Source organism: Streptomyces sp. STR69 (genome assembly GCF_024519455.1).
GTDB lineage: Bacteria > Actinomycetota > Actinomycetes > Streptomycetales > Streptomycetaceae > Streptomyces.
Window position 1 is genome coordinate 100,556 of the sequence record NZ_JALJRY010000014.1, and the last position, 16,066, is coordinate 116,621.

15 protein-coding genes are annotated in these 16,066 nt (G+C 69.8%); 7 read left to right on the plus strand and 8 right to left on the minus strand.

The window, feature by feature from the left end:
• Window positions 1–40 precede the first annotated feature (40 nt).
• The gene (locus OC490_RS49405; protein ID WP_315986706.1) at window positions 41–691 is read left to right on the plus strand and encodes a chaplin; all 651 of its coding nucleotides are present in this window, start codon (window positions 41–43) and stop codon (window positions 689–691) included.
• Window positions 692–772: 81 nt separating this feature from the next.
• On the opposite strand, the gene OC490_RS25810 is transcribed toward OC490_RS49405, so the two are convergent.
• Both OC490_RS25810 and OC490_RS25815 read right to left on the minus strand, forming a co-directional pair.
• Window positions 773–1,291 carry a GNAT family N-acetyltransferase gene (locus OC490_RS25810; RefSeq protein WP_262060374.1) on the minus strand — a complete coding sequence of 173 codons (519 nt, stop codon included), beginning with the start codon at window positions 1,289–1,291 and terminating at the stop codon, window positions 773–775.
• 25 nt (window positions 1,292–1,316) lie between these two features.
• Window positions 1,317–2,246: a LysR family transcriptional regulator gene (locus OC490_RS25815; RefSeq protein ID WP_262060375.1), complete on the minus strand. Its 930-nt coding sequence runs from the start codon at window positions 2,244–2,246 to the stop codon at window positions 1,317–1,319.
• Between the two features lie 177 nt (window positions 2,247–2,423).
• Between OC490_RS25815 and OC490_RS25820 the strand changes: the two genes are divergently transcribed.
• Both OC490_RS25820 and OC490_RS25825 read left to right on the plus strand, forming a co-directional pair.
• Window positions 2,424–3,323, plus strand: coding sequence for an SDR family oxidoreductase (locus OC490_RS25820; protein WP_262060376.1), 900 nt, complete (start codon window positions 2,424–2,426; stop codon window positions 3,321–3,323).
• A 92-nt stretch (window positions 3,324–3,415) separates the two neighbouring features.
• The gene (locus OC490_RS25825; protein WP_262060377.1) at window positions 3,416–4,192 is read left to right on the plus strand and encodes a GNAT family N-acetyltransferase; all 777 of its coding nucleotides are present in this window, start codon (window positions 3,416–3,418) and stop codon (window positions 4,190–4,192) included.
• A 99-nt stretch (window positions 4,193–4,291) separates the two neighbouring features.
• On the opposite strand, the gene OC490_RS25830 is transcribed toward OC490_RS25825, so the two are convergent.
• Window positions 4,292–5,173, minus strand: a complete 882-nt coding sequence (locus tag OC490_RS25830; protein ID WP_262060378.1) for a GNAT family N-acetyltransferase — start codon at window positions 5,171–5,173, stop codon at window positions 4,292–4,294.
• A 101-nt stretch (window positions 5,174–5,274) separates the two neighbouring features.
• The gene (locus OC490_RS25835) at window positions 5,275–5,538 is read right to left on the minus strand and encodes a GlsB/YeaQ/YmgE family stress response membrane protein (RefSeq protein WP_262060379.1); all 264 of its coding nucleotides are present in this window, start codon (window positions 5,536–5,538) and stop codon (window positions 5,275–5,277) included.
• Window positions 5,539–5,767: 229 nt separating this feature from the next.
• Here OC490_RS25835 and OC490_RS25840 point away from each other — a divergent pair, with 229 nt between their 5' ends.
• Complete coding sequence (locus OC490_RS25840; protein WP_262060380.1) at window positions 5,768–7,189, plus strand: hydrolase; 1,422 nt, start codon at window positions 5,768–5,770, stop codon at window positions 7,187–7,189.
• A gap of 51 nt (window positions 7,190–7,240) precedes the next feature.
• Here OC490_RS25840 and OC490_RS25845 read toward each other — a convergent pair whose 3' ends face one another.
• A complete protein-coding gene (locus tag OC490_RS25845; protein ID WP_262060524.1) occupies window positions 7,241–9,961 on the minus strand; it encodes a glycoside hydrolase family 2 protein in 2,721 nt (906 codons plus the stop codon).
• 102 nt (window positions 9,962–10,063) lie between these two features.
• Complete coding sequence (locus tag OC490_RS25850) at window positions 10,064–11,248, minus strand: ROK family protein (RefSeq protein ID WP_262060525.1); 1,185 nt, start codon at window positions 11,246–11,248, stop codon at window positions 10,064–10,066.
• A gap of 141 nt (window positions 11,249–11,389) precedes the next feature.
• On the opposite strand from OC490_RS25850, the gene OC490_RS25855 reads away from it, so the two are divergent.
• The 3 genes from OC490_RS25855 to OC490_RS25865 all read left to right on the plus strand — a co-directional run bounded on the left by OC490_RS25855 (window position 11,390) and on the right by OC490_RS25865 (window position 14,761).
• A complete protein-coding gene (locus OC490_RS25855) occupies window positions 11,390–12,838 on the plus strand; it encodes an APC family permease (RefSeq protein WP_262060381.1) in 1,449 nt (482 codons plus the stop codon).
• A 330-nt stretch (window positions 12,839–13,168) separates the two neighbouring features.
• Window positions 13,169–13,897 (plus strand): phosphotransferase, encoded by a 729-nt coding sequence (locus tag OC490_RS25860; RefSeq protein WP_262060382.1) that lies wholly within the window; start codon window positions 13,169–13,171, stop codon window positions 13,895–13,897.
• Between the two features lie 93 nt (window positions 13,898–13,990).
• Window positions 13,991–14,761 carry an ArsR/SmtB family transcription factor gene (locus tag OC490_RS25865; protein WP_262060526.1) on the plus strand — a complete coding sequence of 257 codons (771 nt, stop codon included), beginning with the start codon at window positions 13,991–13,993 and terminating at the stop codon, window positions 14,759–14,761.
• Window positions 14,762–14,804: 43 nt separating this feature from the next.
• Here OC490_RS25865 and OC490_RS25870 read toward each other — a convergent pair whose 3' ends face one another.
• On the minus strand, window positions 14,805–15,245 hold the full coding sequence (locus tag OC490_RS25870) for an SPW repeat protein (protein ID WP_262060383.1): 441 nt from the start codon (window positions 15,243–15,245) through the stop codon (window positions 14,805–14,807).
• 90 nt (window positions 15,246–15,335) lie between these two features.
• A complete protein-coding gene (locus OC490_RS25875; protein ID WP_262060384.1) occupies window positions 15,336–15,938 on the minus strand; it encodes a sigma-70 family RNA polymerase sigma factor in 603 nt (200 codons plus the stop codon).
• Window positions 15,939–16,066 lie beyond the last annotated feature (128 nt).

Here is a 16,066-nt window from a genome sequence, read left to right on the forward strand (position 1 = left end):
GGAAGGCAGGGAGCCTATGAAACGGGTTACCCGAAACGGAATGATCGCCGTCGCCGCCGCGTCCGGTGCGATGGCCGCCGCGCTGCCGGCGTTCGCCGACTCCGCAGCGGACGGCTCGGCAGCCGGTTCGCCGGGGGTGATCTCCGGCAACACGATCCAGCTCCCGGTGCACGTACCGGTGAACGTGTGCGGGAACACCGTGAACGTGGTGGGGCTGCTCAATCCCGCCGCGGGCAACAGCTGCACCAATGAGGGCGGCGGCGCGAAGAGCCCCGTCGGGCCACGCGGAGGAGCCTCGGCACAAGGCGGTGGAAAGGATTCCCCAGGGGTCCTGACCGGAAACGGCCTTCAGCTCCCGATCGATCTCCCGGTGAATGTCACCGGAAATTCCGTGAATGTCGTGGGCATCGGCAATCCCGTCGTGGGCAACCGGTCGGAGAACACCTCCGGTGACCACCCCCACCACCCGGCGCGGCCGACGCCCGAGCCGCCGGCCCCGACTCCTGCGCCGCCGAAGCCGCACCCGGCGCCCGCTTCGGAGGTACGGGGGCACCCCGCGCCGCCCGCCGCCGCGGCCTCACTGGCCCACACGGGCACGGACGACCTGGTCCCGGCCGCCGCCGCGAGCGCGGCCCTCCTCCTGGGCGGCGCCGCCCTGTATCGGCGCTTCCGTCCCGGGGCGGGCCGCTGACCCGAGCGCCCGCGCCAGGACGGAAGGCCCCACCGGGCAGGCGACCGGTGGGGCCTCCGCCGTTCGAACTGCCCTGATGCGTCAGGGGAGTTCGCCGCGCAGGATGCTGTACCGCACTCCGTCCCGCCACTGCCCGTCCCGGTACGCGACGCTGCGCAGGACGCCCTCCCGGGTGAACCCGGCCTTCTCCAGGGCGCGTTGCTCGGCGATGTTCTCCGCCTCCGTGTCCGCCTCGACGCGCATCACCGGGGTGTGCGCGAACAGATACCGCACCAACTGCCGTTGAGCCTCGGTCCCGACACTTTGTCCACGCGCCTCGGGCAACAGGGTGATGCCCATGTTCCAGTAGTGGCAGGTCGGCGTCGGGGTGACCTTCCGCCAGGCGACGAACCCCACCCGCTCGTCACCCCGGACCACCATCAGATAGGACCGGTCCTCGCCGAGCAGACGGTCCTCGGACCACTGCCGTCGCCAGCGCCGGACGTCGCTCCAGCCGAACCACTGGAACGCCGACGCGGCCTCCGGGTCGCTGAGAGAGAGCTCCATGACGGCCAGGCCGGCTTCGTCCACAGGTCGCAGTGCGATGTTGTCCGAGGTCATGCGGAACAAGCGTAGGGGACCTCAACTAGCGGGCGCTGTCGGGGTGTTCCTCGGAATCGGCCGGAGCCCTGAGGAGTGCGTGGGCCGCCTTCCGGAACGCGGACAGCAGTCGGTTGTGCTCGCCGGCCCGGGTCGCGAGGGCGACATGACTCGGCTCGACGCCGTGCAGGGGGATCGCGGTGATGTCGGGGCGGATCGTCTGCCCGGGGCGGATGCCGGCCGCGATGGCCACGGCCCGTCCATCGGCGACGAACTCGAACTTGTCCTCCAGGGCCCGGATCACCGGACCACCGGGCGCCGGCCGGCCGTCGGGCCGGGGATCGATACGCCAGAAGGCGGCCCACGCCGGGTCCGCGCCGGGGAGCTGCGGAACGGGCTCGTCGGCGATGTCGTCCACGGTCACGGACTCCTTGCCGGCCAGCCGGTGGTCGAGCGGTACGAGCAGGACGCGCGGCTCGTCGTAGAGGACCGTGACCTCCAACTCGTCCGTGGAGAAGGGCAGTCGGGCCACCACCGCGTCCACCCGCCGCTCGAACAGGGCCGCGCGCACGTCGTCGTAGGCCAGATGTACGACGTCGACATCGGCGTCGGGATGCCGGCGCCTGACCTCGCGTACCGCCGGGGTCACGAACAGGTTCGCCATGTACCCGACGGTGAGACGGCTGGGTTCCGCGGCGGCGCGGGTTTCGGCGGCGGCCTGGGCGGTGGCGCGCAACAGCCCCTTGGCGCGCGGCAGAAAGACCTCCCCGGCCTCCGTGAGCCGAGTGCCCTGCGGGGTGCGGTCCAACAGCCGGGCACCCAACTGCTCCTCCAGGCGCCGGACTTGACGACTCAGGGACGGCTGGGTGATGTGAAGTGTCTCGGCGGCGCGACCGAAGTGACGCTGCTCGGCGACGGCGACGAAGTACCGCACGAGACGCAGTTCGAGATCGGGCGCGGGAGGCAGGTCCGTCATGCCCCAAGCGTACTGCACAACGCATCGGACATCGTACCGAAAGGGTCTCTGATCTGCAGTGATGCCTGATGCGCATTGCCTCATGCGAAACAGGCTTTGGACCCGAAGCCGGTGCCCCGACCACGATGGAAGCACAGCACGACCCAGTTCGACACTCATCCATCGAAGGAACGCAGCATGCGAGTATTCGTCACCGGCGCGACCGGATTCATCGGCTCCGCCGTGGTCCGTGAACTGCTCGACGCAGGGCACACGGTCACCGGTCTGGCCCGCTCGGACGCGTCCGCCGAGGCGCTGACGGCCGTGGGTGCCGCCGTGCACCGGGGTTCGCTCGACGACCTCGACAGCCTGCGCCGCGGTGCGGCGGAGGCGGACGGGGTCTGCCATCTGGCGTTCATCCACGACTTCTCCGACTTCGCCGCCAACTGCGCCACCGACCTGCGCGCGATCGAGACGATCGGCGAGGTGCTCGCGGGCACCGACAAGCCCTTCGTGGTCACCTCGGGCACCCCCGGGCTCGACCGGGGGCGGGTGGCGACGGAGGAGGACAGGGTCGACCCGACGTCGTTCTCGGCGATACGGCAGCCGTCCGAGATCGCGGCGGTCGCCCTCGCGGAGCGCGGGGTACGGTCGTCGGTCGTCCGGCTGCCCCGGTCCGTGCACGGCACGGGCGACAAGGGATTCATCGCAGGGCTGATCGCCGTCGCCCGCCAGAAGGGCCTGTCGGCGTACGTCGGCGACGGCACCAACCGGTGGCCCGCCGTGCATCGCCTCGACGCGGCCCGGCTGTACCGATGGGCCCTGGAGTCGGCCCCGGCGGGCGCGCAATACCACGCGGTCGGCGACGAAGGGCTGCCGCTCCGGGAGATCGCGGAGGCCATCGCCGCCCGTCTCGGCGTCCCGACCGGAAGCGTGACGCCGGAGGAGGCGGTCGAGCACTTCGGTTTCCTCGGCCTCATCGCCTCGCTGGACTGCCCGGCATCGAGCACGCTGACGCAGAAGCAGACGGGGTGGCAACCGGTGGAGGTGGGATTGATGGCCGACCTCGAAGCGGGCCATTACTTCGACGTGGAGTAAGTGGAGCAAGAAGCAGGGCTCCCGGCAGCAGTGCTACGCCCCAGGCGCACAATTCCGTTGCCGGGCTCGCCCGTGGATGGTGAAGTGGTTGCATGGATCATGCCGAGGTGCTCGCCCTCCACGACCGCGACCTGCGTAAAGGCGCCCGACCCGACGGGCCCGGTGCCCGTGTGGAGCGGACCGGTGGAGTGGTGCGCCAGGTCGCCGACGCGGACGGCTGGAACGGCATCCTCTGGACGGATCTGGACGAGACCGACGCCGACGCGGCGATCACCGAACAGATCGCGTACTTCACCGGACTCGGCGGCGACTTCGAGTGGAAGCTCTACGGCCATGACCTGCCGACGGATCTCGGACAGCGGCTGACGGCGGCCGGATTCACCCCCGAACCGCAGGAGACGCTGATGGTCGGCGAGATCGCGGCGCTCGCCCTCGACGCCGAACTGCCGGACGGCATCCGCCTGTTGTCCGCCACCGACCGCGCGGGCGTCGACCTCGTGGCGGACGTCCACGCGAAGGCCTTCGGCACGGACAGCTCCCGGCTGCGCGCCGGTCTGCTCGCCCAGCTCGCCGCCGACCCGGACACGGTCGTCGCCGTCGTCGCCCTCGCCGGAGACGAACCGGTGAGCGCGGCGCGGATGGAACTCGTCACGGGCACCCCGTTCGCCGGCCTGTGGGGCGGCGGCACGGTGGAGAGCTGGCGGGGCCGCGGCATCTACCGCGCCCTGGTCGCCCACCGCAGCCGCATCGCGGCCGACCGCGGCTACCGCTACGTCCAGGTCGACGCCTCCGACCAGAGCCGCCCCATCCTCGAACGCCTCGGCCTCGCCCCGCTCACCACGACCACGCCGTACGTGTACGAGCCGTAGAACCGCGACTCGGCGGCCACATCACCAGGGCCCTCACCACCGCCGACCACAAGGTCACCGGCTTCGGCGGGTGTTGACGGTCCGTCCTACGGGCGACACCTACAGGTCGAGCTGGTACTCCACCGCCCGGTGCGTCGGCTCATAGCCGAGCGCGTCGTTCACCGTGCGCATGGGCGCGTTGTCGTCCGCCGTGTCCGTGAGCAACCCGGCGAGCAGCGGGTGGAGTCGGCGCGCCCGGTCGATCGAGGCGGCCTTCATCCAGCGGGCGAGACCGCGGCCACGATGGGCGGGCAGCACGGCCGTACCGTAGTGCTGCGCGTCGCCGCGCCCGTCGCCCGGCACGACCAGTTCGGAGAAACCGACGACGCGCCCGTCGGTCGTGTCCACGGCCGCGACGGTGTGCAGCAGCTCCCCTCGTCGTGCGACCGCCTCGGCCGCCGCGACCAGTCGCTCCACATCCCACACGACGGTGCCGTAGTCGGTGTCCTGCATCGGAATGTCGTCCATCGCGCTGCGCGACTCGGCGTAGGAGCGGGCGAGTTCGGCCGGAACCGTGCCGTGCCATTCCGTCAACTCATAGCCGGGGTGCGGATGTTGGGCATGTGTGGCGATCGCCGTGAGATCCGCGTCGGCCAGCGACAGGCGGGCGTACGTCAGGGTCAGCACCGGTCGGAAGCCGCGGGCCGGCAGGAACTCGTCGCCGGGCGACCCCTGTTGGGCCTGGGTGACGATCGAGCGCCGGCCCTCCGTGCGGGCGGCGGTGGTCGCGGCCTCCAACAGTCGCGTGCCTACACCCTGTCGGCGCTCGGCGGCGTGCACCGAGATCTCCAGTTCACCGAGATGCGCCTGCCCCTCCTTGAGGAACAGGCGCAGCGAAGCCGACCCGACGGGTATGCCGTCGGCGTCCTGGGCGAGCCAGACAAGGCGACGGCTCGACGGGCCGGACTCCGGATCGACGAGCGGGACGACACGTGGTGACAAGGGATCTCCGGGAGGGATGTGCGAAGCGCGGGACCGGGCGGCGGGCTCGCAGTAGCTTGCCGCCGCCCGGTCTCACCCGCAACGCAATTCCCGTCCCCCGCTCAGCGGCGCACCCTTGTCCGGTCCAGTGCGGCGATGCCCACGGCCGCCAGGCCGATCTGGATGAGCCACTCGATCCAGTCGATGCCCTTGGTGTCGGCGACCCCCAGGCCCGAGGCGATCGCCGCGCCGAGCAGCGCGGCCACGATGCCGACCACGATCGTCAGCAGAACGCCGACGTGCTGGCGCCCAGGGACGACGAGCCGTCCCAGCACGCCAATGATGATGCCGATGATGATGGCACTGATGATGCCCGAGATCTCCATCTCCGCCCCTCTTTGTCGATGTCCTCGCTCTCACCTTGTGCCCGCTGTGGGCTGACCCACTCCGACGAGTTCTGTCGGCTGTTATTGCCGCGACTTTCTGTTCACGACCCCTTCATGCCATGTACCTTTCAATCGTTCAACGCGTGTAGAACTCCCCGATTACCGTTCTACGCGCGCAGATCAGGCGCCCGCACCGCACCTTTCCCATCCCCTCACGGAGGTTCGCCGGATGCTTGGATCCAGAAGATCCCGCCGCAGACTCACCACCGCCCTCGCCGGCCTGGGACTTTTCGTCACGGGGGCGGCCCTCCAGGTCACCACCACGGCCACGCCCGCGCAGGCGGCCACCACACACCGCATCCTGTTCGACGACGGCCACGCCGAGGAGGCGGGCAACGCGGACTGGATCATCTCCACCAGCAAGCCCGACCCGCTGGCCCAGGACTCCTCGCCGTCCGCCGAGACCGACTGGACCGGAGCGCTCTCCTCGTGGGGCGTCGCCCTGCAGAAGACCGGCAGCTACAGCCTGAAGACCGCCACGAGCGCGCTCACCTACGGCGGTTCCTCGACGACCGACCTGTCGAACTTCGACACCCTGGTCCTGCCGGAGCCCAACACGCTGTTCACGACGGCCGAGAAGACCGCGATCATGACGTTCGTCCAGAACGGCGGCGGCCTCTTCATGATCTCCGACCACACCGGCGCCGACCGCAACAGCGACGGTGAGGACGCGGTCGAGATCCTCAACGACCTGATGACCAACAACAGCGTCGACTCGACCGACCCGTTCGGCTTCTCCATCGACACCCTCGACATCAGCTCCGGCTACCCCGCCGCGATCAGCGACAGCAGCAACGCGGTCCTCAACGGCGCCTTCGGCACGGTCACCAAGAGCCTGATCGCCGACGGCACGACGGCCACGCTGAAGCCCGCCGACAACGCGAACGTCAAGGGCCTGGTGTACCGCAGCGGTTACTCGGGCAACACCGGCGCGTTCTTCGCCACCAGCACCTTCGGCAGCGGTCGCGTCGCCTTCTGGGGCGACAGCTCACCGATCGACGACGGCACCGGCCAGTCCGGCAACACGCTCTACGACGGCTGGAACGACACCGGCGCCACCAACGCCGCCCTCGCCCTCAACGCCACCGCGTGGCTGGCCGGCGACGGCAGCACCGGCGGAGGCGGAGGCGGGGGCACCTGCACCGCCGCCCAGCTGCTCGGCAACCCGGGCTTCGAGTCCGGCAACACCACCTGGACCGCCAGCAGCGGCGTCATCACCAGCTCCACCAGCGAGGCCGCCCGCACCGGCTCCTACAAGGCCTGGCTCGACGGTTACGGAACGGCCCACACCGACACGCTGTCCCAGTCGGTGACCATCCCGTCCGGCTGCTCCGCCACCCTCAGCTTCTATCTGCACGTCGACACCGCGGAGACCACCACCAGCACGGCGTACGACAAGCTGACGGTCACCGCCGGATCGACCACCCTGGCCACGTACTCCAACCTGAACGCGGCCTCCGGATACGTCCTGAAGTCCTTCGACGTCTCCTCCCTGGCCGGCACCACCGCCACCATCAAGTTCAGCGGCGTCGAAGGGTCCACCCTCCAGACGTCCTTCGTCATCGACGACACCGCGCTCAACGTCAGCTGAAGACGACCGGTGGGGCCCGGCGGCGGCCGGGCCCCACCGGTGTTCAGGCGTTCACGCCGCCGGGACCGTCCGCTCCGGCGTGTTCCAGCCGGAGACCCGCACCCGGGGCGCCGACCCGTGCAGCTCGGACGTCCGGTAGGTCACCGTCAGCGTCCTCGACTCCCCGGGCCACAGGCTCACTTCGTTGTCGGACCACTTCACCGGCAGCACCGGCCGGTCCGCCGAGTCCACGAGATGGACGTCGGTGAGAAGTGAAGGCGTCCTCCCCTTCCCAGAGTTGCGCACCGTGACCGTCGTGGTCGAGGTGCCGTCCGCGCCCGCCGCGGTCGACGCCGTCGCCGAAACCGGCACCTGCGCCATCGAGTTGAGCCCCTTGAGGTCCGCGTAGCTCGTCGTCGGCGTGTAGTACCAGTCGGTGTGCGCCCAGTCGAGCGTGTCGGGCCTGCCGGAGAGCCAGTACACGTTCCGGCTCACCTCCTTGCCGGACGCGTCGGTGAGCGTCAGCCGTACCAGGTACGTCGTCGACAGCCCGGTCACCGACGAGGGCAGGATGAGCGCCGTGCTGTGCGCACCGCTGCCGGAGACCGTCACCCCGGCCACCCGCCTGTCGTACTTCTGCGTGCCGTCGGTGCTGAACAGCGTCGCCCGCGCCGTGAGTTGGTCTGCGGACGTGCTCCGGTTGTTCACCACGACGACCGAGCGGTTGTCGTAGGAGTACTGGATGTGCAGCGGTTCGTTCGCCTTCTTCGCGCCGAAGTAGGCGCCGCCCTGGTCGAGGTAACGGTCCATCAACTGCCAGTGCAGAGAGGTCCATCCGCTGTTGAACATCCAGTAGACGACTCCGGTCGCCGGCTTCGTGGCGTCGGTGGCGTTGCGCTCGTAGGCCTCGAACTGGGCGCGGACGTTCTCGTACTGGGCGAGCTGGGCCTTGCGGACGTAGTCGGTGAGGCTCGTCGGCGGGCCGTAGCGGCCGGTGAGGGCGTTGTCGTAGAGCTTGAGGGTGTTGAAGACCGGGGACGGGGAGCGGTGGTACTGCTTGGCGCTCGGGTCCTTCCAGAGGGTGGCCAGTTCGGCCGGGGTCATCATGCGGCGCAGGGTGTCGAGGGTGGGGATGTCGGGGCCCGCGCTGGTCTCGGAGTTGAAGCCGGTGGCGCCGCCCTCGCGTTTGGCGTACCAGTAGTTCGGCGGGATCCAGTCGTACGGGCCGGTCATCTTCATGCCCGAACTGCCGCTGATCGGTGAGGAGTTGTCGGATGCGGCGGCGACCACCGGGGTTTTCCAGTCGGCGGCCTTCAGTGCGTCGAGATAGGTCTTCTCGATTTTCGCGTCGGGGGCGAAGTCGCTGCCGATGAGGAAGGAGATCACGCTCGGGTGGTCGCGCAGCCGGGCGGCCTCGGCGGCCATCGACGCCTTGGCGACCGGATAGTCGGCGGCGGTCCACTTCTCGCCGGTCTCGTCCCCGTTGACCTGGCCCTCCCACTTGTCGCAGCACTCCCAGCCGGGGAGGGTCAGGATGCCGTAGCGGTCGGCCAGGTCGAAGAACTCGTCCGGCTCGATGTGCCCTTCCAGGCGGATGGTGTTCAGGCCCAGGTCGAGGGCGTACTTCAGGCGGTCCTCGACGTAGGTCCGGTCCCAGCGCAGGAACTCGTCCGGTGACCAACCGCCGCCCTTGATCAGCAACTTGCGGCCGTTGATCCGGTACTGGCGGTCTCCGGCGGAGTTCAGCGGGGCCTGGACGTCGCGGATGCCGAAGGTCTGGTGCGCGGTGTCGGAGGGGGCGCCGTTCACGGAGGCGGTGAGGTCGAGGCCGTAGAGCGGCTGGCCGCCCATGCCCGCCGGCCACCACACGTTCGGGGAGTCCAGATGGACGGCGAAGGTGACGGTCTTCGTCGCGTGTGCGGCGAGGGAGACGGTCGTGGCGAAGGTTCGGTGGTCGATGCTGCCGCTGACCTGCGCCGTGACGGGCGCGTTCGTGTCGTTGCGTGCCTGCGCCTTGACCGTCAGGTCGGCGGTGGCGAGCGACGGCAGGGCCAGCTTGGTCACCACGTGTGCGTCGCGCAGGGCGACCGGGCCGCCGCGGCGGACGAGGACGTCACGGACGATGCCCATGTTCTGGTCGGGCGGCGGCTGGAGCCAGTCGATCCAGCCCATGGTGAGGTTCTTGTTCGGGTCGTTGGGCCGGATGCGGAAGGCGACCGTGTTCGTGCCGGAGCGGACGAGCGCGGTGACGTCCAACTCGTGTTGTGTGTAGGCGCCGTTGATGTCGGCGGCCTTGGCGATCTGCTTGCCGTTGACGTAGACGTCGGCCGCCGAGATCACCCCGCTGAAGTCGAGGTAGGTGCGCTTCGTGCGGTCGGCGACCGTGAAGTCGCTGCGGTACCACCACGGGACCTGGAAGTCGGCCTTCGGGATCTTCTGCAGGTTGGTCGAGTGGAAGGGGTCGGCGTACACGCCGTCGGCGATCAGGGCCGCGAGGACCGTCGAGCGCGCGCCGGCCGGGTACCAGCCGGTCGCCCGATAGCCGGGGGAGGAGACGGCCGCGGGGGAGTCGGTGACCTTGGCCGACGACTGGATCGCGTAGCCGGACAGCGGGGTGGCGGCCCCGGCCGTCGGGCGCACGGCGGTCACCGGAGCCTGCGCGCGCCGCTGCGGGGACGGATCCCGGGTTCCCGCCCAGGCGCTGGTGGTGAGGGTGCCCAGCAGACCGAGGGCGATCGCGGCCGTGGTGAGACGGCCTCTGAGGAGGGGGTGGACGGCGGGGCGGTGGAACACGGGGGACTCCAGCCTCGTCAAGTTAGGAAACTTTACTAACTGCGACAGAAGGTAGGCCGGACGATGGGGTGTGTCAATCACCGTTGCCCGTGGGTGAGTTGTTCAGGACGCCGAATGGCGCTCGAAGACAAGGTCCCGTGCCGTGCCCAGGGCGGTGGCCACCGCGCCCAGCAGCACCGCGTCCTCACCCAGCGCGCTCGGCACGATCTTCGGCCGCAGCGGGGTGAGCGTGCGCAGGTTCTCCCGCACTGGACGGAGCAGCAGATCCACGCTGTGTCCGACCCCGCCGCCCAGGACGACCAGGTCGGGATCGAGCACGGCCGCGGCGGCGGCCACCGTGTGCGCGATCCGCTCGCCCTCCAGCTCAACCGCCTTGACCGCGGCGGCATTTCCCTGCCGGGCCGCGTCGAACACCGCCTTCGCGGTGAGCTGCTGTCCGCTCATGCCGAACATGCGGGCCGCCTCGACGACCGCCACCCCGGACACGGCGTCCTCCAGGGTCTCCGGCTTCTGCTGCCCCGGCCACGGCAGGAACCCGATCTCCCCGGCCCCGCCGTGCGCCCCCGTGAACAGCCGCCCCTCGCTGACCACGCCCATGCCGAGACCGGTGCCGATCATGATGTACGCGAACAGCCGACTGCCCGCACCGACGCCGTACGTGTACTCGCCCAGTGCCGCGAGATTGGCGTCGTTGTGCACCTCCAGCGGGACGCCCAGGTCCTCCCGCATCCGGTCGAACAGCCCGGCCCGGCCCCACCCCGGCAGATGCATCGCGTACCGCACCCGCCGCCGCTGCTCGTCGTACACACCCGGCGTGCCCACCACGGCGTGCACCACCGCGGCCGGTGCGACCTCGGAGTTCGCGACGACCTGGTGCGCGGTGGCGACCACCAGCTCGGCCATGGCGCCCGAGCTGCGGGCCCGGTTGCGGACGTCCGCGCGGGCCACCACCTCGCCGTCCAGATTGGCCACCGCGACCCGCAGCCAGCTGCGCCCGACGTCGATCCCGAGCGCGTACCCGGCGGCCGGATCGGGGGCGTAGAGCACGGCGGTCCGGCCGCGCTCGGGTGCCCGGGTGCCGACCTCGTGGACCAGTCCCGCTTCCGCCAGGGCCGCGAGCGCGCTGGAGACCGTCGGCTTCGACAGGCCGGTCTCGCGGGCGAGTTGGGCACGCGAGGCGGCACCGCCGGTACGCAGCCGGTCGAGCAGCAGCCGCTCGTTCACGCTCCGCAGCCGCTGCCGGCTCCAGGGCTGTTCCTGCTGCTCTACGGCGTCGCTGGCGGGCATCGCACCATTCTCACTCATCGGGGACACCCTCTTGACGAGTCTAGTAAGGCTCCTTAACTTTATCGCCCAGTCAGCCACCGGATACCGGCCCGCACGCCGCACCCCGCTTCCCCCGAGTCACGCACCCCCTCAGGAGCCCCCATGTCCGGTAGTCCGCCCCCAGAAGGCGGCTTCGTCCGTCGCGTCGGCCTCTTCCAGGCCACCGCCATCAACATGAGCCAGATGTGCGGCATCGGGCCGTTCGTCACGATCCCGCTGATGGTCGCCGCGTTCGGCGGCCCGCAGGCGGTCATCGGCTTCGTCGCGGGCGCGATTCTCGCCCTCGCCGACGGGCTCGTCTGGGCCGAGATGGGCGCCGCGATGCCCGGCTCCGGCGGCAGCTACGTCTATCTGCGCCAGGCCTTCCAGTACCGCACCGGCCGGCTGATGCCGTTCCTGTTCGTGTGGACGGCGATGCTCTTCATCCCGCTGATCATGTCCACCGGCGTGGTCGGCTTCGTGCAGTATCTCGGCTATCTGGCACCGGACTTGGGCAAGACGTCGGGCGACCTCATCGGCCTCGGAGTGATCGCTCTGGTGATCCTCCTCCTCTGGCGCGGCATCGAGAACATCGCCCGCATCACCGCCGTGATGTGGACCGTGATGATCGCCTCGGTGTTCCTGGTGATCCTGGCCGCCGCCACCCACTTCAGCGGTCACCTCGCCTTCACCTACCCCGCGCACGCCTTCGACCTGGGCAGCGACCACTTCTGGCTCGGCTTCGCCGGCGGCCTCACCATCGGCATCTACGACTACCTCGGCTACAACACCACCGCCTACATGGGCGCCGAGATCAAGGACCCCGGCCGTACGCTGCCGCGCTCCATCCTGTTCTCGATCGTCGGCATCATGGTGATCTACCTGCTGCTCCAGATCGGAACCCTCGGTGTCATCGACTGGCACCGGATGACGAACGCGAACGACATCGCCTCCACCTCGGTGGCCTCGGCGGTCCTGGAGAAGACCTGGGGCAAGGGCGCCGCCGACACGGTCACCGTCCTGATTCTCATCACCGCCTTCGCCTCGGTCTTCACCGGCCTCCTCGGCGGCTCCCGGGTGCCCTACGACGCGGCCCGCGAACGCGTCTTCTTCCGCCCCTACGCCAAACTCCACCCCAAGCACCGCTTCCCGATGCTCGGCCTGGCCACCATGGGCGTCATCACGGCGATCGGCTTCCTGATCGGCCGGCACACCGACCTCGCGACCCTGATCCAACTCCTCACCACGGTCATGGTCATCGTCCAGGCGCTGGCCCAGATCATCGCCCTGACGGTCCTGCGCAAACGCCAGCCGACCCTGCGCCGCCCCTACCGCATGTGGCTCTACCCCGTGCCGAGCATCATCGCCTTCGTCGGCTGGTGCGTGATCTACGGCTACGCCGACAAGAACTCCCCGGGCCGCCACCCCATCGAATGGTCGCTGGCCTGGCTGGCCCTGGGATGCGTCGCGTTCGTGATCTGGGCCCGCTTCGAGAAGGTGTGGCCGTTCGGCCCGAAGGAGATCACGGAGGAGTACCTCACGGAGACGGTTCCTGAACCGGCCGGTACCTAGCGGCTGTTGACCCGGCCCGTCGCGGCCGGCACCTCACCGCGATGTCCACGACGGAGCGCCCGTCGGTCACCACCCGCACGGTGTCCACGGGCGCTCACTCGTCCAACAGGCATGATGCGCGCGCACTGTTGGCCAACTCGCGCTCCAACTCACCGCCGATCTCACGCGCGTTGAGCCTTGCCGGGGCCGTGGTGCGGGAGGCGGTGAACGGCCACCCGTTCGATCCGCACGTCCGCGCCCATCGCGCGGCGCAGTGCCTCCGCGTGATCCATGCGGGCAGCGTCCCCAGCGATACTCGTGCGGTCGCACGAATTCGGGGAGGTGGGTCGCGTGGAGGAGTCGGCGCTCGGCGGAGGCGCGGTCAACGAGGTCGTGAGGGTGGGGGCGACCGTACGCCGTACACCCTCCGAACGGTCGCAGTACGTCACGGAGTTGCTCGCGCTGTTCGAGCGGCGGGGGTGGGCCGGGGCGCCGCACTTCCTCGGTACGGACGAGGAGGGGCGGGAGGTGTTCCGGTACATCGAGGGCTGGGCGGCCGTCGGCCCCGAGGAGCGGTCGGCCGCCCGCACCGACGACAGCCTCGTGCGTGTCGCGCGCCTCGTCCGTGCCTTCCACGATCTGACGCACGGCACACCGGAAGCCGGTGATCAGGACGTCGTGTGTCACAACGACCTGGCCCCCAAGAACACCGTCTACGACACGGCGTGGCGCCCGCTGGCCTTCGTCGACTGGGACCTCGCAGCCCCGGGCGAGCGGGTCCACGACGTCGCCCACGTCTGCTGGCAGTACCTGGACCTCGGGCCGGCCGTCACCGATGTGCGCGAGACCGCCCGCCGGATCGCGCTGATCTGCGAGGCGTACGGCCTCGACGACACCGGCCGGCTCGTCGACACCGTCCTGTGGTGGCAGGACCGCTGTCGGCGCGGCATCGATGCCGGTGCAGAGCGCGGTGAACGGGGCATGGCAGGACTGCTGGCGAGCGGTGTCGTGGAGGAGATCAGGGCCGCCCGCGACTGGGTGGCCGCACACCGGCGCGAGCTGGGCGCTTTCCTGGGCTGAGACGAGCACATCCCCAGCCGTCGGAACGCCCACCTTGACATGCAGGTAATTGACTGCATAACTTTGAGTGTGCGATCCGAACACGACCCAGGGGTGGACGCGGTCTTCAAGGCGCTGGCCGACGAGACCCGCAGACGGCTGCTTGACCGGCTGCACGAGCACAACGGGCAGACGCTCGGCGAGCTGTGCGGGCGCATCGACATGACCCGCCAGTCGGTGACCCAGCATCTGGCCGTCCTGGAGGCCGCCAACCTGGTCAGCACGGTGCGGCGCGGGCGGGAGAAGCTGCACTACCTCAATCCGGTCCCGCTGCACGAGATACAGCAGCGCTGGATCGACAAGTTCGAGCGCCCGCGGCTGCGCGCGCTCGGAGACCTGAAGCGACGAGCCGAGGAAGCCATGACCGACAAACCGACATTCGTCTATGTCACCTACATCGCGAGCACTCCCGAGAAGGTCTGGGACGCCCTCACCGACGCCGACCTGACCGCCGCCTACTGGGGGCACAGCAACGTCTCCGACTGGCGGCAGGGTTCGCGTTGGGAACATGTGCGCATCGACGGTTCCGGCATCGCCGACGTCGTCGGGACCGTCGTCGAGAGCGACCGCCCGAACCGCCTGGTGACCACGTGGACCTCGCCGGAGAACGCGGGCAAGGAGGACACGTACTCCCGGGTCACCTACGACATCCGGCGGCACGAGGACATCGTGCGCCTCACCGTCACCCACGAGGACCTCGCCGACGAGGGCGAGCTGTCCGACGTGTCCGGTGGCTGGCCGGCCGTGCTGTCCAACCTCAAGTCCGTCCTCGAAACCGGCAGCCCCCTCCCGCAGTCGCCGTGGCTGGTGCCCGGCGACCACTGAAGGGGGCGTGGCTTCCTTTCGGAGCTACGGTCTTCCGGGCTCGCTACGGCTTGGGAGTGCTCCGCGCCGACGTGGCGGCACACACGATGCCCAAGAGCACGGCCAGTCCGCCGATGATGACGTTGTTCAGGATGACGCCCTTGTCGGGGCTGCTGCCGACGATCCACGGCGAGACGATCATCCAGACACCCAGGGCGCTCATCGCCCAGCTGAGGCCGTACATGCGCTCCGGCGCCCTGGTGAACCCGAGGGCCAGCAGGCCGATCGCGATGCCGACGATCAGGTTGTGCGGCACGAGCGCCGGCTGGCTCGTCGTGTAGTGGAGTATCCACGGGGATACGGCGCAGTACAGACCGAGCAGGAACACCGGTCCGTCCACGAGCGCCACATCGCGTCCACCGAGCATGCGGGCGTAGCGCGCCTGCATTTCGGAGACATCAGGGTGGCTCGCTATGTCACCTCTGGTGTGCGAGACGTTGGCCATGACTCGTCTCCTTTGACTTGGCTGGCCTGACCGCGTCTGGTGCGGTGTGCGGTAAGAGCCGCTTCTCTCCATTCTGCTCTTATTCGCCCTTTATGTGTAGTGGTCAGCCTGTTCGTCGTGCCGGAGACTGCGGCGCAGCCGGTACAGCCCGCGTCGGGCATGGCTCTTGACCGTGCCCAGCGGCCAGCCGGTGCGCCGCGCGATCTGGGTCTGGGTGAGGTCCTCGTAGTACGTCAGCCGCAGCACCCGCTGCTGGGGTGCGGGCAGTCGGGCCAGTTCACGCAGGACGAGGACGCGGTCGAGAACGGCGTCGGGCCCGTGGCCGGCGGGATCGGCGAGGGGCAGGGCGGCCCCGGCGGCGGCCACGAGGTGCAGTCGGCGGGTCCTGGCGGACAGCGCATCGGCGATCCTGCGTTTCGTGATGCCGACGATCCAGCCGCCGATCGTGCCTCGCTCGGGGCGGAAGCCGAGCCGCCCGTGCCACACCCCGAGAAACACCAGCTGCGTCACGTCCTCGGCCTCCTTGGCGTCCCCCAGCGAGCGCCGGGCCAGTGTGTGTACGAGAGGCGACCAGCGGTGGTACACGGCGGCCAGACAGGTCTCGTCGCCCGCCACCAGCCCCCTGGCCAGTTCCTCGTCGGTGCGCGTCTCCGCCACCGGGCTCGGACGGACGGCGCTGTGCTGCGGGCCCATGACGACGGCTCCTCACGTCGGACGGCGACCGCCCGCGTCGAGTACTCGGCGCCATGGCGGTGAGGCATGTCTGCCGGGACATGCCCCGGTTCGTCCATCCTGGGAGCCGGGGATCAAGGCCATCAACT

Bases quoted from the DNA above. Each gene is read 5' to 3' on its own strand.
- OC490_RS49405 (WP_315986706.1), top strand. From the start codon at position 41: ATGATCGCCGTCGCCGCCGCGTCCGGTGCGATGGCCGCCGCGCTGCCG.
- OC490_RS25810 (WP_262060374.1), bottom strand. From the start codon at position 1,291: ATGACCTCGGACAACATCGCACTGCGACCTGTGGACGAAGCCGGCCTG.
- OC490_RS25815 (WP_262060375.1), bottom strand. From the start codon at position 2,246: ATGACGGACCTGCCTCCCGCGCCCGATCTCGAACTGCGTCTCGTGCGG.
- OC490_RS25820 (WP_262060376.1), top strand. From the start codon at position 2,424: ATGCGAGTATTCGTCACCGGCGCGACCGGATTCATCGGCTCCGCCGTG.
- OC490_RS25825 (WP_262060377.1), top strand. From the start codon at position 3,416: ATGGATCATGCCGAGGTGCTCGCCCTCCACGACCGCGACCTGCGTAAA.
- OC490_RS25835 (WP_262060379.1), bottom strand. From the start codon at position 5,538: ATGGAGATCTCGGGCATCATCAGTGCCATCATCATCGGCATCATCATT.
- OC490_RS25840 (WP_262060380.1), top strand. From the start codon at position 5,768: ATGCTTGGATCCAGAAGATCCCGCCGCAGACTCACCACCGCCCTCGCC.
- OC490_RS25850 (WP_262060525.1), bottom strand. From the start codon at position 11,248: ATGCCCGCCAGCGACGCCGTAGAGCAGCAGGAACAGCCCTGGAGCCGG.
- OC490_RS25855 (WP_262060381.1), top strand. From the start codon at position 11,390: ATGTCCGGTAGTCCGCCCCCAGAAGGCGGCTTCGTCCGTCGCGTCGGC.
- OC490_RS25870 (WP_262060383.1), bottom strand. From the start codon at position 15,245: ATGGCCAACGTCTCGCACACCAGAGGTGACATAGCGAGCCACCCTGAT.
- OC490_RS25875 (WP_262060384.1), bottom strand. From the start codon at position 15,938: ATGGGCCCGCAGCACAGCGCCGTCCGTCCGAGCCCGGTGGCGGAGACG.